The 18,370-nt window shown below is 48.1% G+C and carries 18 protein-coding genes; 13 read left to right on the top strand and 5 right to left on the bottom strand.

What is annotated here, in order from left to right; genetic code table 11:
* Window positions 1-106: 106 nt before the first annotated feature.
* A complete protein-coding gene (locus tag HU147_RS07240) occupies window positions 107-1,660 on the top strand; it encodes an FAD-dependent oxidoreductase (protein ID WP_224075611.1) in 1,554 nt (517 codons plus the stop codon).
* Between the two features lie 87 nt (window positions 1,661-1,747).
* Here the strand turns inward: HU147_RS07240 and HU147_RS07245 are convergent, their stop codons facing one another.
* Window positions 1,748-2,269 (bottom strand): YceI family protein, encoded by a 522-nt coding sequence (locus HU147_RS07245; RefSeq protein WP_224075612.1) that lies wholly within the window; start codon window positions 2,267-2,269, stop codon window positions 1,748-1,750.
* A 200-nt stretch (window positions 2,270-2,469) separates the two neighbouring features.
* Here HU147_RS07245 and murB point away from each other — a divergent pair, with 200 nt between their 5' ends.
* From murB to HU147_RS07265, 4 genes are all read left to right on the top strand, one after another.
* A complete protein-coding gene (gene murB / locus HU147_RS07250; protein ID WP_224075613.1) occupies window positions 2,470-3,387 on the top strand; it encodes a UDP-N-acetylmuramate dehydrogenase in 918 nt (305 codons plus the stop codon).
* Window positions 3,388-3,582: 195 nt separating this feature from the next.
* Window positions 3,583-5,898, top strand: coding sequence for a penicillin acylase family protein (locus tag HU147_RS07255; protein WP_263427780.1), 2,316 nt, complete (start codon window positions 3,583-3,585; stop codon window positions 5,896-5,898).
* A gap of 35 nt (window positions 5,899-5,933) precedes the next feature.
* Window positions 5,934-6,287 (top strand): fluoride efflux transporter FluC, encoded by a 354-nt coding sequence (locus HU147_RS07260; protein ID WP_224075615.1) that lies wholly within the window; start codon window positions 5,934-5,936, stop codon window positions 6,285-6,287.
* On the top strand, window positions 6,284-6,613 hold the full coding sequence (locus tag HU147_RS07265) for a fluoride efflux transporter FluC (RefSeq protein WP_224075616.1): 330 nt from the start codon (window positions 6,284-6,286) through the stop codon (window positions 6,611-6,613). The genes HU147_RS07260 and HU147_RS07265 overlap by 4 nt, the downstream gene beginning before the upstream one ends.
* A 636-nt stretch (window positions 6,614-7,249) precedes the next feature.
* Here HU147_RS07265 and HU147_RS07270 read toward each other — a convergent pair.
* The 3 genes from HU147_RS07270 to HU147_RS07280 form a co-directional block, all read right to left on the bottom strand.
* A complete protein-coding gene (locus tag HU147_RS07270; protein WP_224075617.1) occupies window positions 7,250-8,248 on the bottom strand; it encodes a P1 family peptidase in 999 nt (332 codons plus the stop codon).
* A 108-nt stretch (window positions 8,249-8,356) separates the two neighbouring features.
* Entirely contained in the window at window positions 8,357-8,776 is a 420-nt protein-coding gene (locus tag HU147_RS07275; protein WP_224075618.1) for a universal stress protein, read from the bottom strand.
* A 13-nt stretch (window positions 8,777-8,789) separates the two neighbouring features.
* Window positions 8,790-10,262 (bottom strand): SulP family inorganic anion transporter, encoded by a 1,473-nt coding sequence (locus HU147_RS07280; RefSeq protein WP_224075619.1) that lies wholly within the window; start codon window positions 10,260-10,262, stop codon window positions 8,790-8,792.
* A gap of 232 nt (window positions 10,263-10,494) precedes the next feature.
* On the opposite strand from HU147_RS07280, the gene HU147_RS07285 reads away from it, so the two are divergent.
* The 3 genes from HU147_RS07285 to HU147_RS07295 are packed head-to-tail and all read left to right on the top strand — an operon-like array spanning window position 10,495 to window position 14,055.
* Window positions 10,495-10,866 (top strand): ArsR/SmtB family transcription factor, encoded by a 372-nt coding sequence (locus HU147_RS07285; protein ID WP_224075620.1) that lies wholly within the window; start codon window positions 10,495-10,497, stop codon window positions 10,864-10,866.
* Window positions 10,844-12,913 (top strand): heavy metal translocating P-type ATPase, encoded by a 2,070-nt coding sequence (locus HU147_RS07290; protein WP_317985499.1) that lies wholly within the window; start codon window positions 10,844-10,846, stop codon window positions 12,911-12,913. Before HU147_RS07285 ends, HU147_RS07290 begins: the two co-directional genes overlap by 23 nt.
* Window positions 12,914-12,936: 23 nt before the next feature.
* A complete protein-coding gene (locus HU147_RS07295; protein WP_074509319.1) occupies window positions 12,937-14,055 on the top strand; it encodes a GNAT family N-acetyltransferase in 1,119 nt (372 codons plus the stop codon).
* A gap of 45 nt (window positions 14,056-14,100) precedes the next feature.
* Here the strand turns inward: HU147_RS07295 and HU147_RS07300 are convergent, their stop codons facing one another.
* The gene (locus HU147_RS07300; RefSeq protein ID WP_115650567.1) at window positions 14,101-14,256 is read right to left on the bottom strand and encodes a lmo0937 family membrane protein; all 156 of its coding nucleotides are present in this window, start codon (window positions 14,254-14,256) and stop codon (window positions 14,101-14,103) included.
* Window positions 14,257-14,418: 162 nt separating this feature from the next.
* On the opposite strand from HU147_RS07300, the gene mntR reads away from it, so the two are divergent.
* The 5 genes from mntR (at window position 14,419) to HU147_RS07325 (ending at window position 18,096) form a co-directional block, all read left to right on the top strand.
* The gene (mntR, locus tag HU147_RS07305; protein ID WP_036807501.1) at window positions 14,419-14,841 is read left to right on the top strand and encodes a transcriptional regulator MntR; all 423 of its coding nucleotides are present in this window, start codon (window positions 14,419-14,421) and stop codon (window positions 14,839-14,841) included.
* A 17-nt stretch (window positions 14,842-14,858) separates the two neighbouring features.
* Window positions 14,859-15,719, top strand: a complete 861-nt coding sequence (locus HU147_RS07310; RefSeq protein WP_224075622.1) for a CvfB family protein — start codon at window positions 14,859-14,861, stop codon at window positions 15,717-15,719.
* Window positions 15,720-15,772: 53 nt separating this feature from the next.
* Complete coding sequence (locus HU147_RS07315) at window positions 15,773-16,660, top strand: DUF1002 domain-containing protein (RefSeq protein ID WP_440137292.1); 888 nt, start codon at window positions 15,773-15,775, stop codon at window positions 16,658-16,660.
* Between the two features lie 167 nt (window positions 16,661-16,827).
* A complete protein-coding gene (locus HU147_RS07320; RefSeq protein ID WP_224075623.1) occupies window positions 16,828-17,796 on the top strand; it encodes a ring-cleaving dioxygenase in 969 nt (322 codons plus the stop codon).
* Window positions 17,797-17,814: 18 nt separating this feature from the next.
* Window positions 17,815-18,096, top strand: a complete 282-nt coding sequence (locus tag HU147_RS07325) for a GNAT family N-acetyltransferase (RefSeq protein ID WP_224075624.1) — start codon at window positions 17,815-17,817, stop codon at window positions 18,094-18,096.
* The last annotated feature ends 274 nt before the right edge of the window (window positions 18,097-18,370 follow it).

An 18,370-nucleotide genomic window follows, 5' to 3' on the forward strand; every position in this document is an offset into this window, starting at 1 on the left:
ATTTGCTTTCGGGCTTTTTTTATTGTCCAGCTCTTGGGTTTTTCTTATAGGTTAGGAATTCGGGTGACAGGGTACACATTTAGTAAAACCTTAGAGGAGGGACAGCATGCGGCAAGAAGAAAATATCACGCAAGTTCCAGACGAGCAGAAGTCTTATTGGAGAGAGTATAAGGAAGTGCCAAGTTACCCGGCACTCCAAGGCAACGAGTCAACGGACATTGGAATTATAGGCGGCGGGATTGTCGGTGTGATCAGCGCCTATTTGCTGGCAAAAGCAGGACGGAAAGTAACGTTGATTGATGCAGGGAAATTGATTGACGGCGTAACAGGATATACGACCGCAAAAATCACGGCTCAGCATGGTGTGTTTTATTTTCCGCTGATCAAGATTATGGGGCAGGAAAAAGCGCGCCAGTATTATGATGCCAATATGGCCGGTCTGAACTACATCGAAGAAACGGCTTCTGAACTTGGCATCGACTGTGACTTTTCGCATCAAAATGCCTTTATCTACGCCAATACAGCCATTGGGGCCAAACTGATCCAAAAAGAAGCGGAAGCTTACGAACAGTTGGGAATCAACGGCGGTTTAGCAAAAGAAGAAGTGGAATTGCCTTTTGAAGTACAGGAAGCGCTTGTCATGCGAAATCAGGCACAATTCCACCCGGTTAAGTTTTTGGCGAAGCTGGTCAGTGAAATCGAACGCCTCGGCGGCAAGATTTATGAACAAACCCGTGCCATCAAGATTTTAAGCAAAAACGACCCGGTTATCCAAACGGAAAACATGTCCCATCTTTCCTGCAATAAAGTGATTGTCGCAACCCATTATCCATTTAACAGTTCTGATGGCTTTTACTTTACGCGGCTCAATATAAACCGTTCTTATGTCATCGGAGCCCGAACGACCGGGAAAGTTCCGGAAGGCATGTACATCAGTGCGGATATGCCGTCGCGCTCCATCCGCTATGCAACAGATGAAAATGGGGAAAAACTCCTGCTGATCGGCGGCGACGGCCATGCGACCGGCAAAAGCAAATCGCCGACCATGGACCACTACAAAAACCTGGAGAATTTCGGCGAAAAGTATTTTGGCATACGGGAAATCCCGTACCGCTGGTCGGCACAGGATATGACCACGCTTGATAAAGTGCCTTATGTCGGCACCATCACTGCCGGCTACGACAATATTCTGGTAGCGACAGGCTTCCATAAATGGGGGATGTCCAACGGAGCGGTAGCAGCCATGATGCTGTCGGATCAAATTCTTGGAAACCCGAACCCTTACGCAGAATTGTATGATCCGACGCGCACGAAAATGAAGGCTGTCGATGCGCTGAGCTTCTTGAAAGACAATGGCGGCGTGGCCAAGGAACTGATCAAAGGGAAGTTGAAAATGCCGTCCAAAACGGTCGAAACATTGGGTAAAGACGAAGGCGGCTTAGTGAAATACGGCAAAGGCAAAGCAGGCGGCTATAAAGACAAATATGGCCAGGTACATCTGGTGGATACGGCTTGTACCCATATGGGCTGTGAGACCCATTGGAATGACGCCGAACGTTCCTGGGATTGTCCGTGCCACGGATCCCGTTTTTCCTATACAGGAGATGTGCTGGAAGGTCCCGCAGTCAAACCACTTAAGAAAATCGAGCAGGAATATTAAAAAAGCAGTGCGGAGAGTTCTCCGCACTGCTTTTTACTTTCGCTTTTACCTGTCAGAGCTGAACAGGCGCTTCCGCTTTTCTTGTTGTTATGCAGGGTTTGCTTGCAGTTCAAGGGAGATTTTGATGTCTTCCCCAACCAGGACGCCGCCAGTTTCAAGTGCTTGGTTCCAAGTAAGACCAAAGTCTTTGCGGTTTACTTTGCCTTCTGCATTAAAAGCCACTACTTCTACGCCCCAAGGATTCGTGCCTTTGCCGCCGTATTCTACTTCGAAGGTAGCAGGGCGTGTGATGCCTTTGATAGTAAGGTCGCCTGTCAATTCATACTCGTCATCTTTTTTCTTGATGTCGTTTGCTTTGAATGTGATGTGCGGGTGATTCTCCGCATCGAAGAAATCAGCGGAGCGCAAGTGGTTATCGCGGTCTGCATTATTTGTGTTAATGCTTGCTACGTCGATTTTAAAATCGATCAAAGCGCCGTTTAAATCTTCTTCGTTCGCTTCAACTTCAGCGTCGAATGAAGTGAAAGAGCCTTTTACTTTTGAGATCATCATGTGTTTTACTGAGAAGCCGATTTCTGAGTGAGCTGCGTCGAGTGTCCATCTTTTCATGTATAATTCCTCCTAAATAATCTATCTATTTCAACTATATAATGGTGAAGTCTCAAAGTCAATAGTCTTTATTTAATAATTCTCGAATTCGAGATATTTTTTTATCGGTCTTTAGAACGGAACATGCAGCTATCACTTGTCAAATCAACAATAAAATCGGATACTAATAGAAGCGAAAAGTTAGAAGGGATTTGCTTTAAATGATGAAAGAACAATGGTTAAGTGATTTACGCCGCTTTTTGGCTGATGATCACGTGAAAATGGATGAACCGCTACATTTACATACATTAACACGAATGGGTGGACCAGCTGATATTTTTGTAACCCCTACAACCGAAGACGAAACTGCTTATGCAGTTAAATATGCATATGAAAATAAAATACCGCTATTGCTGCTTGGCAATGGTTCGAATATGGTGGTCCGTGACGGCGGCGTCCGGGGAATTGTCTTGAACTTGAAAAGCCTGCGTACAGTCCGCATTGAAGGTACATCCGTTTATGCCCAAGGCGGCGCCAATATTAAGGAAGTTTCCAAAATAGCAGCGTCCAACCGGCTGACAGGCTTTGAATTTGCCTGCGGCATCCCGGGTTCTATCGGCGGTGCTATGGCAATGAACGCCGGCGCATACGGCGGAGAAATCAAAGACATTATCCGGCAAGCTACGGTATTGACCCGCGAAGGGGAAAAACTGGTTTTATCTAAGGAAGATTTAGAACTGGGCTACCGGAAAAGCATCATTATCAAAAAAGGCTATTACGTCTTGTCAGCTGAGTTTTCGTTGGAGTTCGGCAAACAGGCTGCCATTGATGCGAAAATGAGCGATTTGACGATTCAACGCGAAACCAAGCAGCCGCTTGAGTTTCCTTCAGCGGGCAGTGTCTTTAAACGGCCGCCTGGCAACTTTGCCGGCAAACTGATCCAGGAAAGCGGACTTCAAGGCAAAGGGTTTGGCGGAGCGGAAGTTTCGACGAAGCATGCAGGCTTTATCGTCAACAAAAACAATGCGACGGCAAATGATTATATCCAAACGATTGAAATGGTCAAAGCTGCCGTCTTTGAAAAATTCGGCATTGATCTGGAACTGGAAGTCAAGATCGTCGGAGAAGATGCAATTTAACAAAAGCGATGTGCCCTTGAAGGGGCCATCGCTTTTTTCTATGGAGGTATACGCTTTTCATTTTCCTATTAAAGGAATTTCTTCCTCTGCGGTCGAAAAGATATAAGAGTACAAATTACACAATAGACACGAGGAGGAAAAAAAGTGGGGGAAAAGCCGAAGAATAGAAAGTGGCTGAAGTGGTTATTAGGGACGATGGGGGTATTGCTTGTGCTGGCAGTTGCAGCGCTTGTTTTTGTAAACGTTTACATAGGGAAGTCGAGTCCGGTGATTGAAGGGGAGAATACGGTGGCCATACTGGACGGGGACGTAAAAGTCACGCGCGATGAAATCGGAGTGCCGCATATCAAAGCGGATTCTGACGCGGATTTGTACCGGGCACAAGGATATGTGCAAGCTCAGGACCGGATGTTTCAGATGGATTTGTCGCGCCGGCAGGCAAGCGGCCGCTTAGCGGAAGTGGTGGGTGCGGCAGCTGTCGATACAGACAAATTCTTCCGGACATTCAGCTTGCGAGATGCAGCTGAAAAATCATGGGATGGCTATAACGATGAAGCCAAGCAAGTGCTTGAATGGTACGCAGAAGGCGTCAATGCTTATATGGAAGAAGCAAAAGAAGAAGGGACGTTGAGCTACGAATTTGCTTTGCTCGGGTATGAACCGGAGGAGTGGACGCCGGTCGATTCATTGACCATCGGCAAATTCATGGCATATGACTTGGGAGGCAACTGGTCGACGCTTGCCATCCGCCACTGGGCACTTAATGAGTTTTCGGAAGAAAAGGCGCGGGAACTGTTTATCAAGTATCCGGAAAATGCGCCGTCCATCATCGAAGCGAATTTGGAGCAGCCGGTGAAGGTGGCCGGACAATTTGATGCATCGGTCATTCCGCCTGAATTCAATGGCAGCAACAACTGGGTCGTGTCAGGAGATAAAACCGAAAGCGGAAAACCGCTGCTCGCAGACGATCCGCATCTTGGACTCAGTACACCGTCTATCTGGTATCAAATGCATTTGGAATCGCCTGAGCAAAATGTCAGCGGCGTCATCTTTGCCGGCATTCCGGGCATTATTCTTGGGCATAATGAAGAAATTGCCTGGGGTGTGACGAATGTCGGGCCGGATGTGCAGGATCTTTACATTGAAACGCCGAACCCGGATGATCCGACCCAGTTCCGCTATGAAGGCAAATGGGAACAGGCGGAAGTACGGAATGAGCCTATCAAAGTGAAAGATGGAAAAACCGAAGAGTTCGAAGTGGTCGTAACTCGCCACGGCCCAATCATTTCAAATGTGCTTTATGAAGAAGAAGACCCGGGAGCGCTGTTCTCGATGCAATGGACAGCGCTCGAGCCGACACTTGAATTGCAGGCAGTGCTAAGCTTCAATAAAGCTTCCAACTGGGAAGAGTTTGAAATAGCACTGGAGGATTTCCAGGCGCCTGCCCAGAACTTCGTGTTCGCTTCAACGGACGGAACGATTGCGTATAAAGCGAATGGCCGGATTCCGCTGCGCAAATCCGGAGACGGCCAGCTGCCGGTGCCAGGCGATTCAGCCGATTATGGCTGGGAAGGATATGTGCCGTTTGATGAATTGCCGAAGGCGGTGAACCCGGAAAATGGCTTTATTGCGACGGCGAACAATGAAGTGGTCGACGATTCTTACCCTTACCACATCACGGATTTCTGGGCGCAGCCGTACCGCTATGAACGGATTGCGGAAGTACTCGAAGCTTCGGATGACTTAACGCCCGAAGACATGATGGCGCTTCAGATGGACCAGAAGAATTTATACGCGGCTGAATTTCTGGATAGCATGATTGCAGCGGTTGAAGGGGAAACGGACGAATACGATGACTTGTTCGAAATGATGAAGAAATGGGACCAAGTGGACAGCAAAGATCAGGCAGCACCGCTTGTGTTTCATAAATGGATAAAGCAATTGCCGAAAACGATGCTGGCGAAAGACTTCCCTGAAGATGTCTATGAATTGCTGCCTGGCAAAAACCATATCACGGATCAGATGATGCGGGAGGCGTTCAGCGGCGAGGAAGGTGAATGGGTTACCGAATACGGCGGCACAGGCAAATGGCTGACCGATGCGCTCAAAACAAGTTTGGGTGAAATTGAAGAAGAATTCGGCAAAGATTTTAACGATTGGAAATGGGGAGAAGACCATCAATTGACGTTCCCGCATCCGATAGCTGGTGCTTCTCCGGTGCTTGGGCAATTCTTGAATCCGGATCCGGTGCCGATCGGCGGGTCGAACATTACGGTCCAGGCGGCGGCTTTTGATGCCGAAGGCAATGTGAACCACGGTGCTTCGTGGCGGTTTGTCGCAGACTTAAGTGATTTGTCGAGCGCTTACCATATTGTCGGGCCGGGGCTCAGCGGCCATATGAAATCGGATTACTTCCATAACCAGGTGGATGATTGGGCCGAAGGGGATTACCACGAAACAAAAATCGGGGAAGAGGCAGAAGGAAGCACATTAATTTTAACGGCTGATTGAGTTATACTGAAAGAAAACGATATGGGGCGGTTTTCTTGAAACGACTATTAGCGGTCGGCTTCGGCGGGATGGCGGGTTCCCTGCTCCGGGCCGGTGTTTATGCAGCGGTAACTTCTGCTGGCGGTTTATGGGCAGTGAATCTTGCGGGCAGTTTGCTGATCGGTTTTATCGCAGCCCGTTTTCCGGGTAAATCGGCTGAATTCCGGCTGTTTCTATCAACCGGCCTCATTGGTTCTTTTACGACATTCTCCGCCTTTTCCGCTGACTGGTTTCGCCTGATGGAAACTTCCTTCTGGCAAGGAATGGTGTTTGCTGTTTCCATGACCGCAGCTTCTGTAATGGCTGCAGCGGCAGGATTGGCGCTTGGCAGAAAGCGGGGAGCCAGATGATTGCAATTGCTGTAGGCGGATTTTTCGGTGCCATGGCGCGGTACGGATTTTACTGGCTGGCAGAAAGCCGGGCGAAGCATCCGAAATTCGCAACCTGGTTCGTCAATAGCGCCGGTTCGTTCGCAATGGGTGCGTTAATCGGCTCTGGAAACCATTCGGCTTTCTGGCTGACGGGCTTTCTCGGAGCCTTCACCACGTTTTCTACGATGGCATTGGATGCTGTAAAAGACTTTGAGGACGGCAAATGGCTTCAAGGAATAAGTTATTTGGCGTTCACCTTGCTTAGCGGAATTGTCTTGTTCGGTGCGGCATACACTTGGCTATAGAAAAGGAGTTGGGGTCTTAATGGATACCAAGAACTCTTGCTTATAGACAAAAGAATTTTTACACATGATAGCGGAAGTAACATATAACAGGACATCCCGGATCCTCCGTTTCAGCCGGACGCGTTCCGCGGGCTTGCGCCGAACTAACTCGGAACTGGCGTCCCGAGTGGATTTCGGCACTTCGCTATCCCGCAGGAGTCGCCGGCTTCCACTCTGGATTCTGAACCTGAAGGCTATCCAGAGGTGTCGCTTTACCTCATAAGGTGTCTGTTTAAGCTTCAACCCGATTCACATTCACCATCGAATCAAAGAGGGACACTCCAACCGGTTCGGCCACGGAGACTCCTGTGGGACAGCGAAAGCTGAAGACCCCGCAGGCAAGACATTGGCCGAAGAAAGTGAGGCCATGTCTTTGCGACGAAGCTAGCGCAGCGATGCAACGCTCTTTCATGTTTCGAAGCTAGCGAAGCGATGCAGAAACAGGAGCAGCGGGTTTTCAGAGCGGCGAGGAGGCTGAAGCTGAGCCCACGGAAAGCAAAGTGGCCAGTTCGGTTGGTTTTATCCGTCTGTATTTATCCAATCTAAAATTTGTCTATAGTAAAAAGGAGTTGGCCCCAAACGGGTGCCAACTCCTTTTTAATTAAATGCGCCTTTTTCAATTACGCGGCCTAAACGTCCCGTGGTCGTTTCTGCATGGAACAGCGACTGGTAAATGGCTTCTTCCGTCGCTTCGACACTCGCCTGGAACAATTCATTCATCAGCGGATGGTCATCCCTTAGGATTCGGGAAGCTTCGAACGCCTCTTTTGCTTGATGTGAAATGCGCTGGGCATTGGAGAAGGCGATAATGATATCGCCGCTCCCATTGCTGATGGAGGTGCCGGTCCGCCCAAGTCCGATTGCCGCGCGTTTAGCCAGGCGCTTCAGCTGACGGCTGTCGAGCGGGGCATCAGTAGCGACAACAATAATAACGGAGCCGTCCGGCTTGTCAGGAGCCGGTTCATCAGCTATCCAGTTGGTCAGAATGATGTCTTCTTTGCGCCCGAAATTGGTCAACGCCAGGACGCCGACTGTAAAACTGTTTTCCTCGGCCCGGGCGATGCGGGATGATGAACCAATGCCGCCTTTAACGCCGTAGCAGATCATGCCTTTGCCTGCTCCGACAGCACCTTGTAAAAAATCTTTGCGTGCATTATTAATGGCTTGTTCCGCATGAAGAGGTGTGACGGCCATACGGCGCATTGAATTCAAATAACTGTCGTTGCATTCGCCGACCACTAAGTTAAGTGAACTGGTTGAGTCGCCGATTGCCGGATTTTCCCGCAACATCCAATTCATCGTCCCTTGCAGTACAGCAGCGACACTGAATGTGTTTGTCAGCATAATCGGTGATTCCAAAAGTCCGAGCTCATCAATTTGGACGAGGCCGACTGTCTTGCCGAAGCCATTTAAGACAAAACTCGCCGCCGGCACTTTTTCTTCAAACCAGTTGTCCGGATGCGGCAATATAGCAGTGACGCCGGTACGGACGGCTTCTGTTTCTGATATGTCTTCTTCCAATGTGACATGTCCGACGGTTACGCCTTCGACATCTGCAATCGAATTCAATTTCCCTTGTTCCACTAACCTCACCATTTTCTTTTTGTTTGATTATACCAAAAAGAGCAGTTCCCAAAAATGCTTTCGGGAACCGCTCTTTCTTATTGTCCAGATGCCGGCGCTAAACCGGCGCTTCCGCTTTTCTTATTTAACAATGATGACCGGTGCCTGCACGCGCTTGGCCACTTTGTGGCTGACGCTGCCAAGCACCATTTCCTGCAGTGAGTTCAAGCCGCGGCTGCCAATAAAAACGACATCGTAGCCGACTTCGTTGGCGTGCTTCACAATCGTAGGGCCGGGTATGCCGTGCAGGGTTTTGGTTTCAAATGCCACTCCGGCGGAACGGAAAATTTCTTCAAGCGGCAATAAATGCCTGCGGCGCTCCAAATGGACTTCGTCGCTGCTTTGCCCGTGAAGGACTTCCGTACGCCCTTTTTCGTAATCAATAACATACAGGAGCGTCACGACTGCATCCGGGTTTGATTTGGCCATCTTCACGGCTTCCTGGGCTGCCCGTTTCGAGTGGTCCGAGCCATCCGCTGCAACTAAAATCTTCTGATACATTCCAAGTTCCCCCTTAATGTTGGCTTGAACTTCCTCCGGCATTTTTATAAGTGGCAAGTGTACTGACGAGTTTTTGGCTAGATGCATTAAGTCCGGTAATTTCGACCGTTTGCGCTTTTGCTTGCAGGCGGCCTATTACGTGGTCAATGGCACCCACTCCTGATTCATCCCAGACGTTAGCGTCTGAAAAATCAAGGACAATGTGTTCGGCCGGTTTGATCTGATCAAAAGCAGAAACAAAATCCTGTGTGGAAGCAAAGAATAATTGGCCGTGTATGGTATAAATATTCGACGTGCCTGCATCCATTCCTTTTTTGTGCACTTCCACTTTGGAAATTTTAGCGGCAAACAAGACGGCGCTTAAAATAACACCGGCGAATACGCCTTTTGATAAGTCATGGGTATAGACAACGACAACGACGGTCAGCAGCATGACGATGGCATCCGATTTGGGAGCTGTCACCACGTATTTAAATGAACCCCAATCGAATGTACCGATACAGACCATCACCATGATGCCGGCGAGAACAGGCATCGGAATCTGGACGACCCACTCGCCAAGGACGATGATCAAAAACATCAGCACCACACCCGCCACAAAAGTCGACAAGCGTCCGCGTCCGCCTGAACGGACATTGATGCCGGACTGGCCGATCATCGCGCAGCCCGCCATGCCGCCGAAAAATCCGGTAACAAAGTTGGCGATGCCTTGGCCGCGGGCTTCCTGGTTTTTATCGGAATCCGTTTGAGTGGCATCGTCCAGGATTGAAGCTGTCAACAGCGACTCAAGCAAACCGATGATTGACAAGGCAAGAGCCGTTGGGAAAATGATTTGCAAAGTCTCGAAATTGAACGGAACATTTGGAAGGAAGAAGCTGGGCAAGGTTTGGGAAATCGTGCCGAGGCTTCCGACATTCTGCATGTCGATGCCGGTATACATCACCACGCCGGATAACACCAAAATGGCAATCAGCGGCGCCGGAATGGCTGTAAAAAACCGGGGAAGAATATACACAATGGCAAGCGTCACCCCGACAAATACATAGGTCATGGCGTTAACACCGAAAATGAACGGGACCTGTGCCATGAAAATCAGGATGGCCAGCGAATTGACAAAGCCGATCATGACCGCGTTTGGAATGAATTTCATAAAACGGGCAATTTTCAAAACGCCAAAGAGAACTTGCAGAACGCCCGTTAAAATTGTCGCTGCCAGAAGGTAATCGAGCCCGTGATCCCGGACAAGCGTCACCATGGCAAGCGCCATGGCGCCGGTTGCCGCTGAAATCATAGCGGGGCGCCCGCCGACAAAAGCGATAATGACAGCGATGGAAAATGAAGCGTATAAGCCGACCATCGGATCGACTCCAGCGATGATGGAAAAGGCAATCGCTTCCGGGATTAATGCCAGTGCCACGACAATGCCGGAGAGGATATCTCCGCGGATATTGCCGAACCACTGCTCTTTGTATGATAAGGTGTTCAAAAAATTCCACTTCCTTTTGTTTGGTTTGGTGTCCAGCAACTACGCTTTTCTTAAATGACTTCCGACTCTCAGAGAAGTCCCGTGGCGTTAACAATAGCTAAAACTTTAGCATTTATTAAGAACGGTGTAAATACGGTGAACATTCAAATCTGCGTTTGACTATAATTATCTGAACATTTATACTGAAGCTAACAATCAAATGTATGTTTGAATGAAAGCGGGGATAGTTTTTATGAGAGAACTTTGCGAAGTAACAAAAGTGCATCCGGATGTGGTGGAGAACGTCCAAAATCATATGGCGGACTTAACGGAAGTGGCAAGTTTATTTAAAGCACTTGCGGACGAAACCCGCTTGAATATCGCATATGCGCTGACAATTGAAGAAGAAATGTGTGTGTGCGACATCGCTGCCGTCATTGGCTCATCTACAGCGACAGCTTCCCATCATCTTCGCTATTTGAAGGAGCGGGGGCTTGCCAAATCGGTACGGAAAGGCAAGCAAGTCTATTATTCCTTATCCGATAGCCATGTCTATCAGCTTGTGACCATTGCCCATGAACATGCGAAAGAGGGTGAACGGGATGCAAAAGACATACCGTCTTGAAAATTTATCGTGCACGAGTTGTGCAGCCAAATTTGAAAAGAATGTGCGGGAACTGCCGGACATCAACCATGTGAATTTGAATTTTGGCGCATCCAAACTAACGGTCGACGGCAATGTGTCCATTGAAGAATTGGAAAAAGCCGGCGCGTTTGACCATATCCGCGTGTTTCCGGAAAAGGAAAAAGTGGAATATGTGCCGTTTTATAAGCGCCGCCAATCGATTGAGACGATGATCTCGCTGCTGCTTCTGGTTGCAGGGGTTATTGTTTCTTTCCAGACTGCAGAAAGCGATCCGCTGGCGATTGCCTTGTTTGGCGGATCGATCTTGGTCGGCGGCTACGGGATGTTTTGGACAGGGCTGCAAAATTTAACAAAGCTTCAATTTGATATGAAAACCTTGATGACCATCGCAATTATCGGCGCGGTCATTATTGGGGAATGGCGGGAAGGCGCCGTCGTCGTATTCCTGTTTGCAGTCAGTGAAGCGCTGGAATCTTTTTCGATGAACAAAGCGCGCCAGTCGATCCGCGGCTTGATGGATTTGGCACCGGCACGTGCACTGATTCAGCGCCGTGGGGAATTGATGGAACTGAATACGGAAGAAATCCGCATCGGCGACATTCTGATTGTGAAACCCGGACAGAAAATCGCCATGGACGGTACGGTTTTAAGAGGAGCTAGTTCTGTCAACCAGGCGGCGATTACCGGCGAATCGATTCCGGCTGCAAAAGAAGTGGGCGATGAAGTGTTCGCAGGGACGCTCAACGAGGAAGGTGCACTTGAAGTCACTGTCACAAAACGGGTGGAAGACACCACTATCGCAAAAATTATCCACCTCGTTGAAGAAGCGCAGGCCGAGAAGGCGCCGTCGCAAAAATTCGTTGACCGGTTCGCCAAATACTATACCCCGGCCATCATCGCCATTGCATTCCTGGTAGCTTTAGTGCCCGGTTTCGTAACCGGCAACTGGGAATTGTGGGTGTATCAGGGTCTTGCAGTGCTTGTCGTGGGCTGTCCATGCGCATTGGTCGTATCGACTCCAGTGGCCATCGTCACAGCGATCGGCAATGCAGCGCGCCAAGGCGTTTTGATCAAAGGCGGCATCCACTTGGAAGAAACGGGCCGTATCAACGCCATCGCATTTGATAAAACGGGGACTTTAACAAAAGGCTACCCGGAAGTGACGGACGTCTTTGCTGAAGCCGGTTATGAGAAAGAAGAAGTATTGAAAATCGCCGCTTCAGTCGAAGCAATGTCGCAGCATCCGCTAGCCCGTGCTATTACGCTTGAAGCAGAGACGGTTTATCCATATGCCGATTTCAGCTCGGTTACCGGCAAAGGTGCCCATGCCATTGTCAACGGCCTGCGCATCTATGTGGGAAGTTTGAGCTGGGCGGAAGAATATGGCTATACGGTTCCTGAAGCCTACCGCACATTGCAGGAAAGCGGCAAATCGGTCATGGCAGTCTTTTCGGAAATGGAACTGATCGGGGCTGTTGCCGTGGCGGATGCCATCCGGACAGAAAGCCCGGAAATCATTCGCAAACTGAAAGCAATGGGCATTGTGGAGACGATTATGCTGACGGGAGACCATCCGGTGACAGCGCGTGCCATTGCATCACAAATCGGTGTTAAAGACGTACGGGCCGGGCTCATGCCGGAAGACAAACTGTCAGCGGTCAAAGAGCTTCAAAAAGAGTATGGCCGCGTTGCCATGGTCGGTGACGGCGTCAACGATGCACCGGCGCTTGCAGCTTCCTCAATCGGCATTGCCATGGGCGGAGCGGGAACCGATGCAGCACTTGAAACAGCGGACATCGCCTTGATGGCCGATGATTTGGAGAAACTTCCTTATACAATTCGACTCAGCCGAAAAACTTTGCGTATAATAAAGGAAAACATTGTTTTCGCGTTAGGCTTAAAAATTATCGCGTTGCTTTTGATTATTCCAGGCTGGCTGACGCTGTGGATTGCCATATTCGCAGACATGGGCGCGACGCTGTTGGTCATCATGAATGCCCTGCGGCTTGTGAGAATACAAAAGTAAGCAATAGCTTGGGGGATATGGGATTGAAGTTAACAGAGTGGACGATGGAAGAACAGGAACAGCTCATTGAATTTATGACAAATAATTCCTGGCCATTCCATGGCCAGGAACATCCGGTCCGTGCATTGATCGAAAAAACGATCGAAGAAGGCGGCTATAAATCGGACCAAGTCCGAACGTTTTGGATTGAAAATGATGAAGGCGAACAAGTGGGGGTCGTGAAGATTTTTGATCTGCAGGACGATATACCACTTTTCGATTTGCGGATTGCGGATCCCTACCGGGGCAAAGGATATGGTCCGAAAGCGTTGAAAATGATTGCAGATTTCGTCTTTTCGCTGCCGGAAAAGAAAATCCGGCTGGAAGGCAATACACGCCACGACAACTTTGCCATGCGCAAAGCTTTTGAACGCACGGGCTTTGTCAAGGAAGCCCATATCCGCCAAACTTGGTTTTCACCAAGAGAAAACCGCTATTACGATGCGGTGACTTACGGCATGACCCGGGAAGATTGGGAAGCAGGCGTAATCACGCCAGTCCATTGGGACGATGAATTCCTCAATGAAAAAAAGTCGAATTTCAATCCGGTGCTTTTTGATTTTCCGGATGAATTCGACTCCAAGCGGTTATTGATCCGCTCTCCGAGAAGAGAAGATGCCGGCCACATTTACGAAGCGATACTTCGCTCAATGGAGTCGCTGCGCCCGTGGATGCCGTTTGCCCAAAAAAAACCGGTGCTTGCGGAAATCGAGTCCAATTTGGTGGAATCGGAAGCGGATTTCAAGCTGCGCAAAGATTTGCGGCTGCATTTCTTTTCAAAAGAAACGGGAGAATTCATCGGATCATCGGGTTTGCACCGCATCGATTGGGAAGTGCGGAAGTTTGAAATCGGATACTGGGTGGACCATCGTTTTGAAGGGAAAGGGTACGTGACAGAGGCGGTAGAACGCATTAGCCGCTTTGCTTTTGAAGAGCTGGGGGCGAACCGTGTGGAAATCCGGTGTGATCCGGAGAATGTGCGGAGCCGTGCAGTTGCCGAACGCCTGAATTTTGAACTGGAAGGCATTCTGCGCAATGATTCGATTTCACGAATTGACAACAAATTGCGCGACACCTGTGTCTATGCAAAAATAAGACAATAAAAAGGCCGGGGACAAAGTGTCCCCGGCTTATTTATTGGTAAGTGGCTATACGCCTTTTCTGCCAGAAATTAAGTTAATAACTAAGATGATAGCCGCGATGATCAAAAGGATGTGAATCAATCCGCCGGCGACGTCCATTAAAAATCCAACTAACCAAATAACAATAATGACTGCTAAAATAATCCAAAGTATACGTCCCATGTTCCTCACCTATCCTTTCCGTTCAGATAGTAATAAGTACCCCTAAATATTTCGCGTCAAACATCCAGAATATTGGAATTGTCTTGAGGGGCTTGGAGGCAAGTTGTTTCAAAGGTTGGGGTATAGTAAACTTAAAAGAGTTACGTTAGGGAGGAACCGACTTTGCCTACTCCAAGTATGGAAGACCATATTGAAATCATTTATTCATTAATTGAGCAAAAAGGATATGCACGTGTATCAGATATTGCGGAAGCTTTATCCGTGCTCCCTTCTTCAGTTACGAAGATGGTGCAAAAACTGGATAAAGACGGTTATCTGATTTACGAGCGTTACCGGGGGCTTGTCCTGACACCGCGTGGGCAAAAGCTGGGGAAGCGTTTGTTGAAACGGCATGATTTACTGGAGCAATTTCTTCGATTGATTGGCGTTGATGAAGACCTCATCTACAAAGATGTGGAAGGCATCGAGCATCATTTAAGCTGGAATTCCATTAACCGCATCGCGGATTTGGTTCAAATGCTGGAAGAAAACCCGGATTTACTAATGAAACTGGAAAAATTAAAGAACGAACAAAAAGAGAGTTAATTGAAGGAGGCTGCATGATGGCATTGCACCCAGGAGTAAAAACAACATTACGCATTTTAGACCGGTCAAGTTCACAATGGGTTTTATCGGACGGTTCAGGCGACGAAGTACTGATGAACGCATCTGAATTGGAAGAAGGGCAAGAAGTCGGTGAAGTTATAGAAGTCTTTTTATACCGCAACCGCCAAGGCGGAATATCGGCTACCCCGATGATTCCGCATATTTTGCCGAGTATTTACGGTTGGGCGAAAGTGCTGAAGGTATCGTCGCGAGAAGGCTTGGTCGTCGATATCGGCACTACGAGAGAAGTATACGTCCTTCCGGCGGATCTTCCGCAATTTGAAGAGTTGTGGCCGAAACAGGGTGATCATATTTTCATGACGCTGCGTACAGACCGCTATGGTGATTTATACGGACGTTTGGCAACTGAAGAGAAAGTACAGGAACTTAGCATGCCTGCACCGGAAGAAGTGTTCAATAAAGATTTGAAAGCACGTGCTTACCGATTGCTGCCGGTCGGCTCATTTATGCTGTCAGTTCCGGAAATGTACCGGATTTTCGTACACGAAACGGAGCGTATAGAAGAGCCGCGCCTTGGGGAAGAAAAAACGGTTCGCATTATCGGCGTGAAAGAAGACCGCACATTGAACGGTTCTCTATTGCCGCGGAAACAGGAACGCTTATCGGACGATGCCGAAATGATTTTGAGCTATTTGAACGAATCAGGCGGCAAAATGCCGTTCACGGATAAATCCACGCCGGACGAAATCCAGGAAATCTTCGGCATGAGCAAAGCTGCCTTTAAACGTGCTCTTGGCCGTTTGTACAAAGAACGCCGCATCGTCCAAGAAGAAGGCTGGACAAAACTGATCGGTTAATGCAACCTTTTCAAATTAAAAGCGTACTAATTTGAGGAAGGGAGCAATAAATTATGAAAAAATTGATTACAGGAATTACCTTAACTTTCGCATTGGCATTTATGCTGCCGCAGGCCGGTTCAGCAAATGTAGGGATAAATGAGAAATTCGGTTTGCCAATCGTGGTTTATGGAGGCAACTTATCCGATGCTGAAAAAGAAAGCGTCGCGAAAGAGCTGGACGTAGCCGGAGAAGCTGAAGTCGAAGAAATCGAAGTGACGGGGCAGGACCTGGTCACTTATATTAAAGACGGCGATTCAAGAGCCCGCATGTATTCTTCAGCAAAAATCACCCGCAAAGATGCAGGGGCAGGGCTGGTTATTGAAATTGTGACGCCTGACAATATTACGCAAGTAACGAACGAAATGTACGCCAATGCCATGCTGACAGCGGGAATCGAAGACGCAACAGTAGAAGTGGCAGCACCGAAACCGGTAACGGGCCATTCGGCGCTGGTCGGCATTTACAAAGCTTATGAAGTAAACGGTGAGCAGCTGGATCCAGAACGCACGGATGTAGCCAATGACGAATTGGCAGTTGCCACTGAAATAGCAGACAGCGGTGTAGAAGATGCAAAAGTAAGTGAACTGTTAACAGAAATCAAAAAACAGATCGCTGAACAAGATCCGGCAACCAAAGAAGAAGTCCAAAAAATTGTGGAAGAACAATTGACCAAACTGCAAATTGAATTGAGCCCGGAAGACCGTCAATTATTGGTTGACTTGATGGACCGCATCCGCAAGCTTGACATCGATTTTTCGAAATGGTCGACACAGCTTGAAGACTTGAGCAAAACAATTGAAGACAAAATCGGCACAGTCGTAAACGACGAAGGTTTTTGGCAAAGCGTTAAAAACTTTTTCAACAAACTGATCGACGGAATCCGCGGCTTAGTGAGCTGATGACAAAACAGGTGAACCCAGGAATGTGGGTTCACCTGTTTTTTATTGATGTCAGAGAAGGGAATTCCTCTTATTCTTTCGGTTTCAGTTTCTTGCGCACCAAAAAAGAACATGCTATGATAAGGTTAATATCTCGAATTCAAGATAATTTAAAAGGAGGCACTACTATGAAACTAGAAGGCATTCACCATGTATCGGCGATTACCGCCAATGCAGACAAAAACCACGATTTTTTCACCCGGATTTTAGGCATGCGGCTTGTAAAGAAAAGCGTCAATCAGGACTCCACTTCGTCCTATCATTTGTTTTATGCAGATGCAGTCGGCACACCGGGGACAGACATGACGTATTTTGATATTCCGATGGCTGGCCGGACGTATCCGGGAGTTTCCAGCATCAGCAATACCGCATTTCGCGTACAAAGCAAAGAAGCCATACCGTATTGGATCGAGCGCTTTGAAGAATTCGGAGTTCCGCATGGCGAGCCCGAGGAAATCTTTGGTCGTTTGGCTTTAACTTTCCAGGACTTTGAAGGCTCACGGCTGATGCTTGTAGTAGACGACGGCTCAGGCATTGAGCCTGGTATTCCCTGGACAAAAGCGGGTGTGCCGGAAGAGTTTGCAATTGTTGGGCTGGGTCATGTGAGACTGACTGTACGCAAAAAAGACAAGACGGCCAGAGTTTTGACAGACATACTCGGGTTTGAACAAATCGGTTCCTACCCATCAAAAATTGAAGGCATGGCAGATATTTTGGTGTTTTCGACAGGAAAAGGCGGCCCTGCTGGCGAAGTACACTTAGAGGAGCGTACAGACTTGCCGCCGGAACGTCCCGGAAGAGGCAGTGTCCACCATGTCGCTTTTCGCGTTAAAACTTATGAAGAGTACAGCAAATGGAATGAGTATTTGCGTTCGAACGGCTTTATGACATCCGGGGAAGTGGATCGCTATTATTTTAAAGCCATTTATTTCCGTGAACCGAATGGCATTTTGTTCGAACTGTCCACCGATGAGCCGGGCTTTGCAACGGATGAACCGATGGACAGTCTAGGTGAAAAATTGGCTTTGCCGCCTTTTTTAGAGCCGAAACGCGAACAGATTGAGGCATCGCTTCGGCCGCTTGCCATTAACAAGTAACAAGGAGGAGGAACGGATATGAATTTTGATTTAATTGAACTCGGGCAAGAGGAATTTGCTTACCGTCTGGAAGAAGACGGAACGATAAAAGCGGAAATCACATGGACGCAGATGGCGAACGTGATGATTATTGAGCATACATTCGTAGATGAATCGATGAGGAACCAGGGGATTGCCAAGAAATTATTGGATAAAGCTGCTGATTATGCGCGGGAAAACCAATACAAAATGGAGCCGGTCTGTTCCTACGCAGTTGTGGCTTTCGATCGCTATAAAGAATACGACGATGTAAAAGTATAAAAATAAAAGCAACAAAAAAGCAATCCTCTATTTTCTTATAGTGGATTGCTTTTCTATGTCGAAAGTATGTAGCTGTTCATTTTTTTCCTCCGCATCATAGGGCTGTCATAAAGAACACAATTGCTGTTAAAATTGAAGCTCCGCCAACGCCATACATAAAGTCTGCTTGGTTAAATATTAACTTATTTTCCATTTTATAGAACCCCTTTCAAATGTTTGATATTATTAAATTACCCGCTGTGCATGGTATTAAACAGGTTTTGTTCATCTTTTT

This window comes from Planococcus chinensis, from assembly GCF_020071995.1.
Classification (GTDB): Bacteria; Bacillota; Bacilli; order Bacillales_A; family Planococcaceae; genus Planococcus; species Planococcus chinensis_A.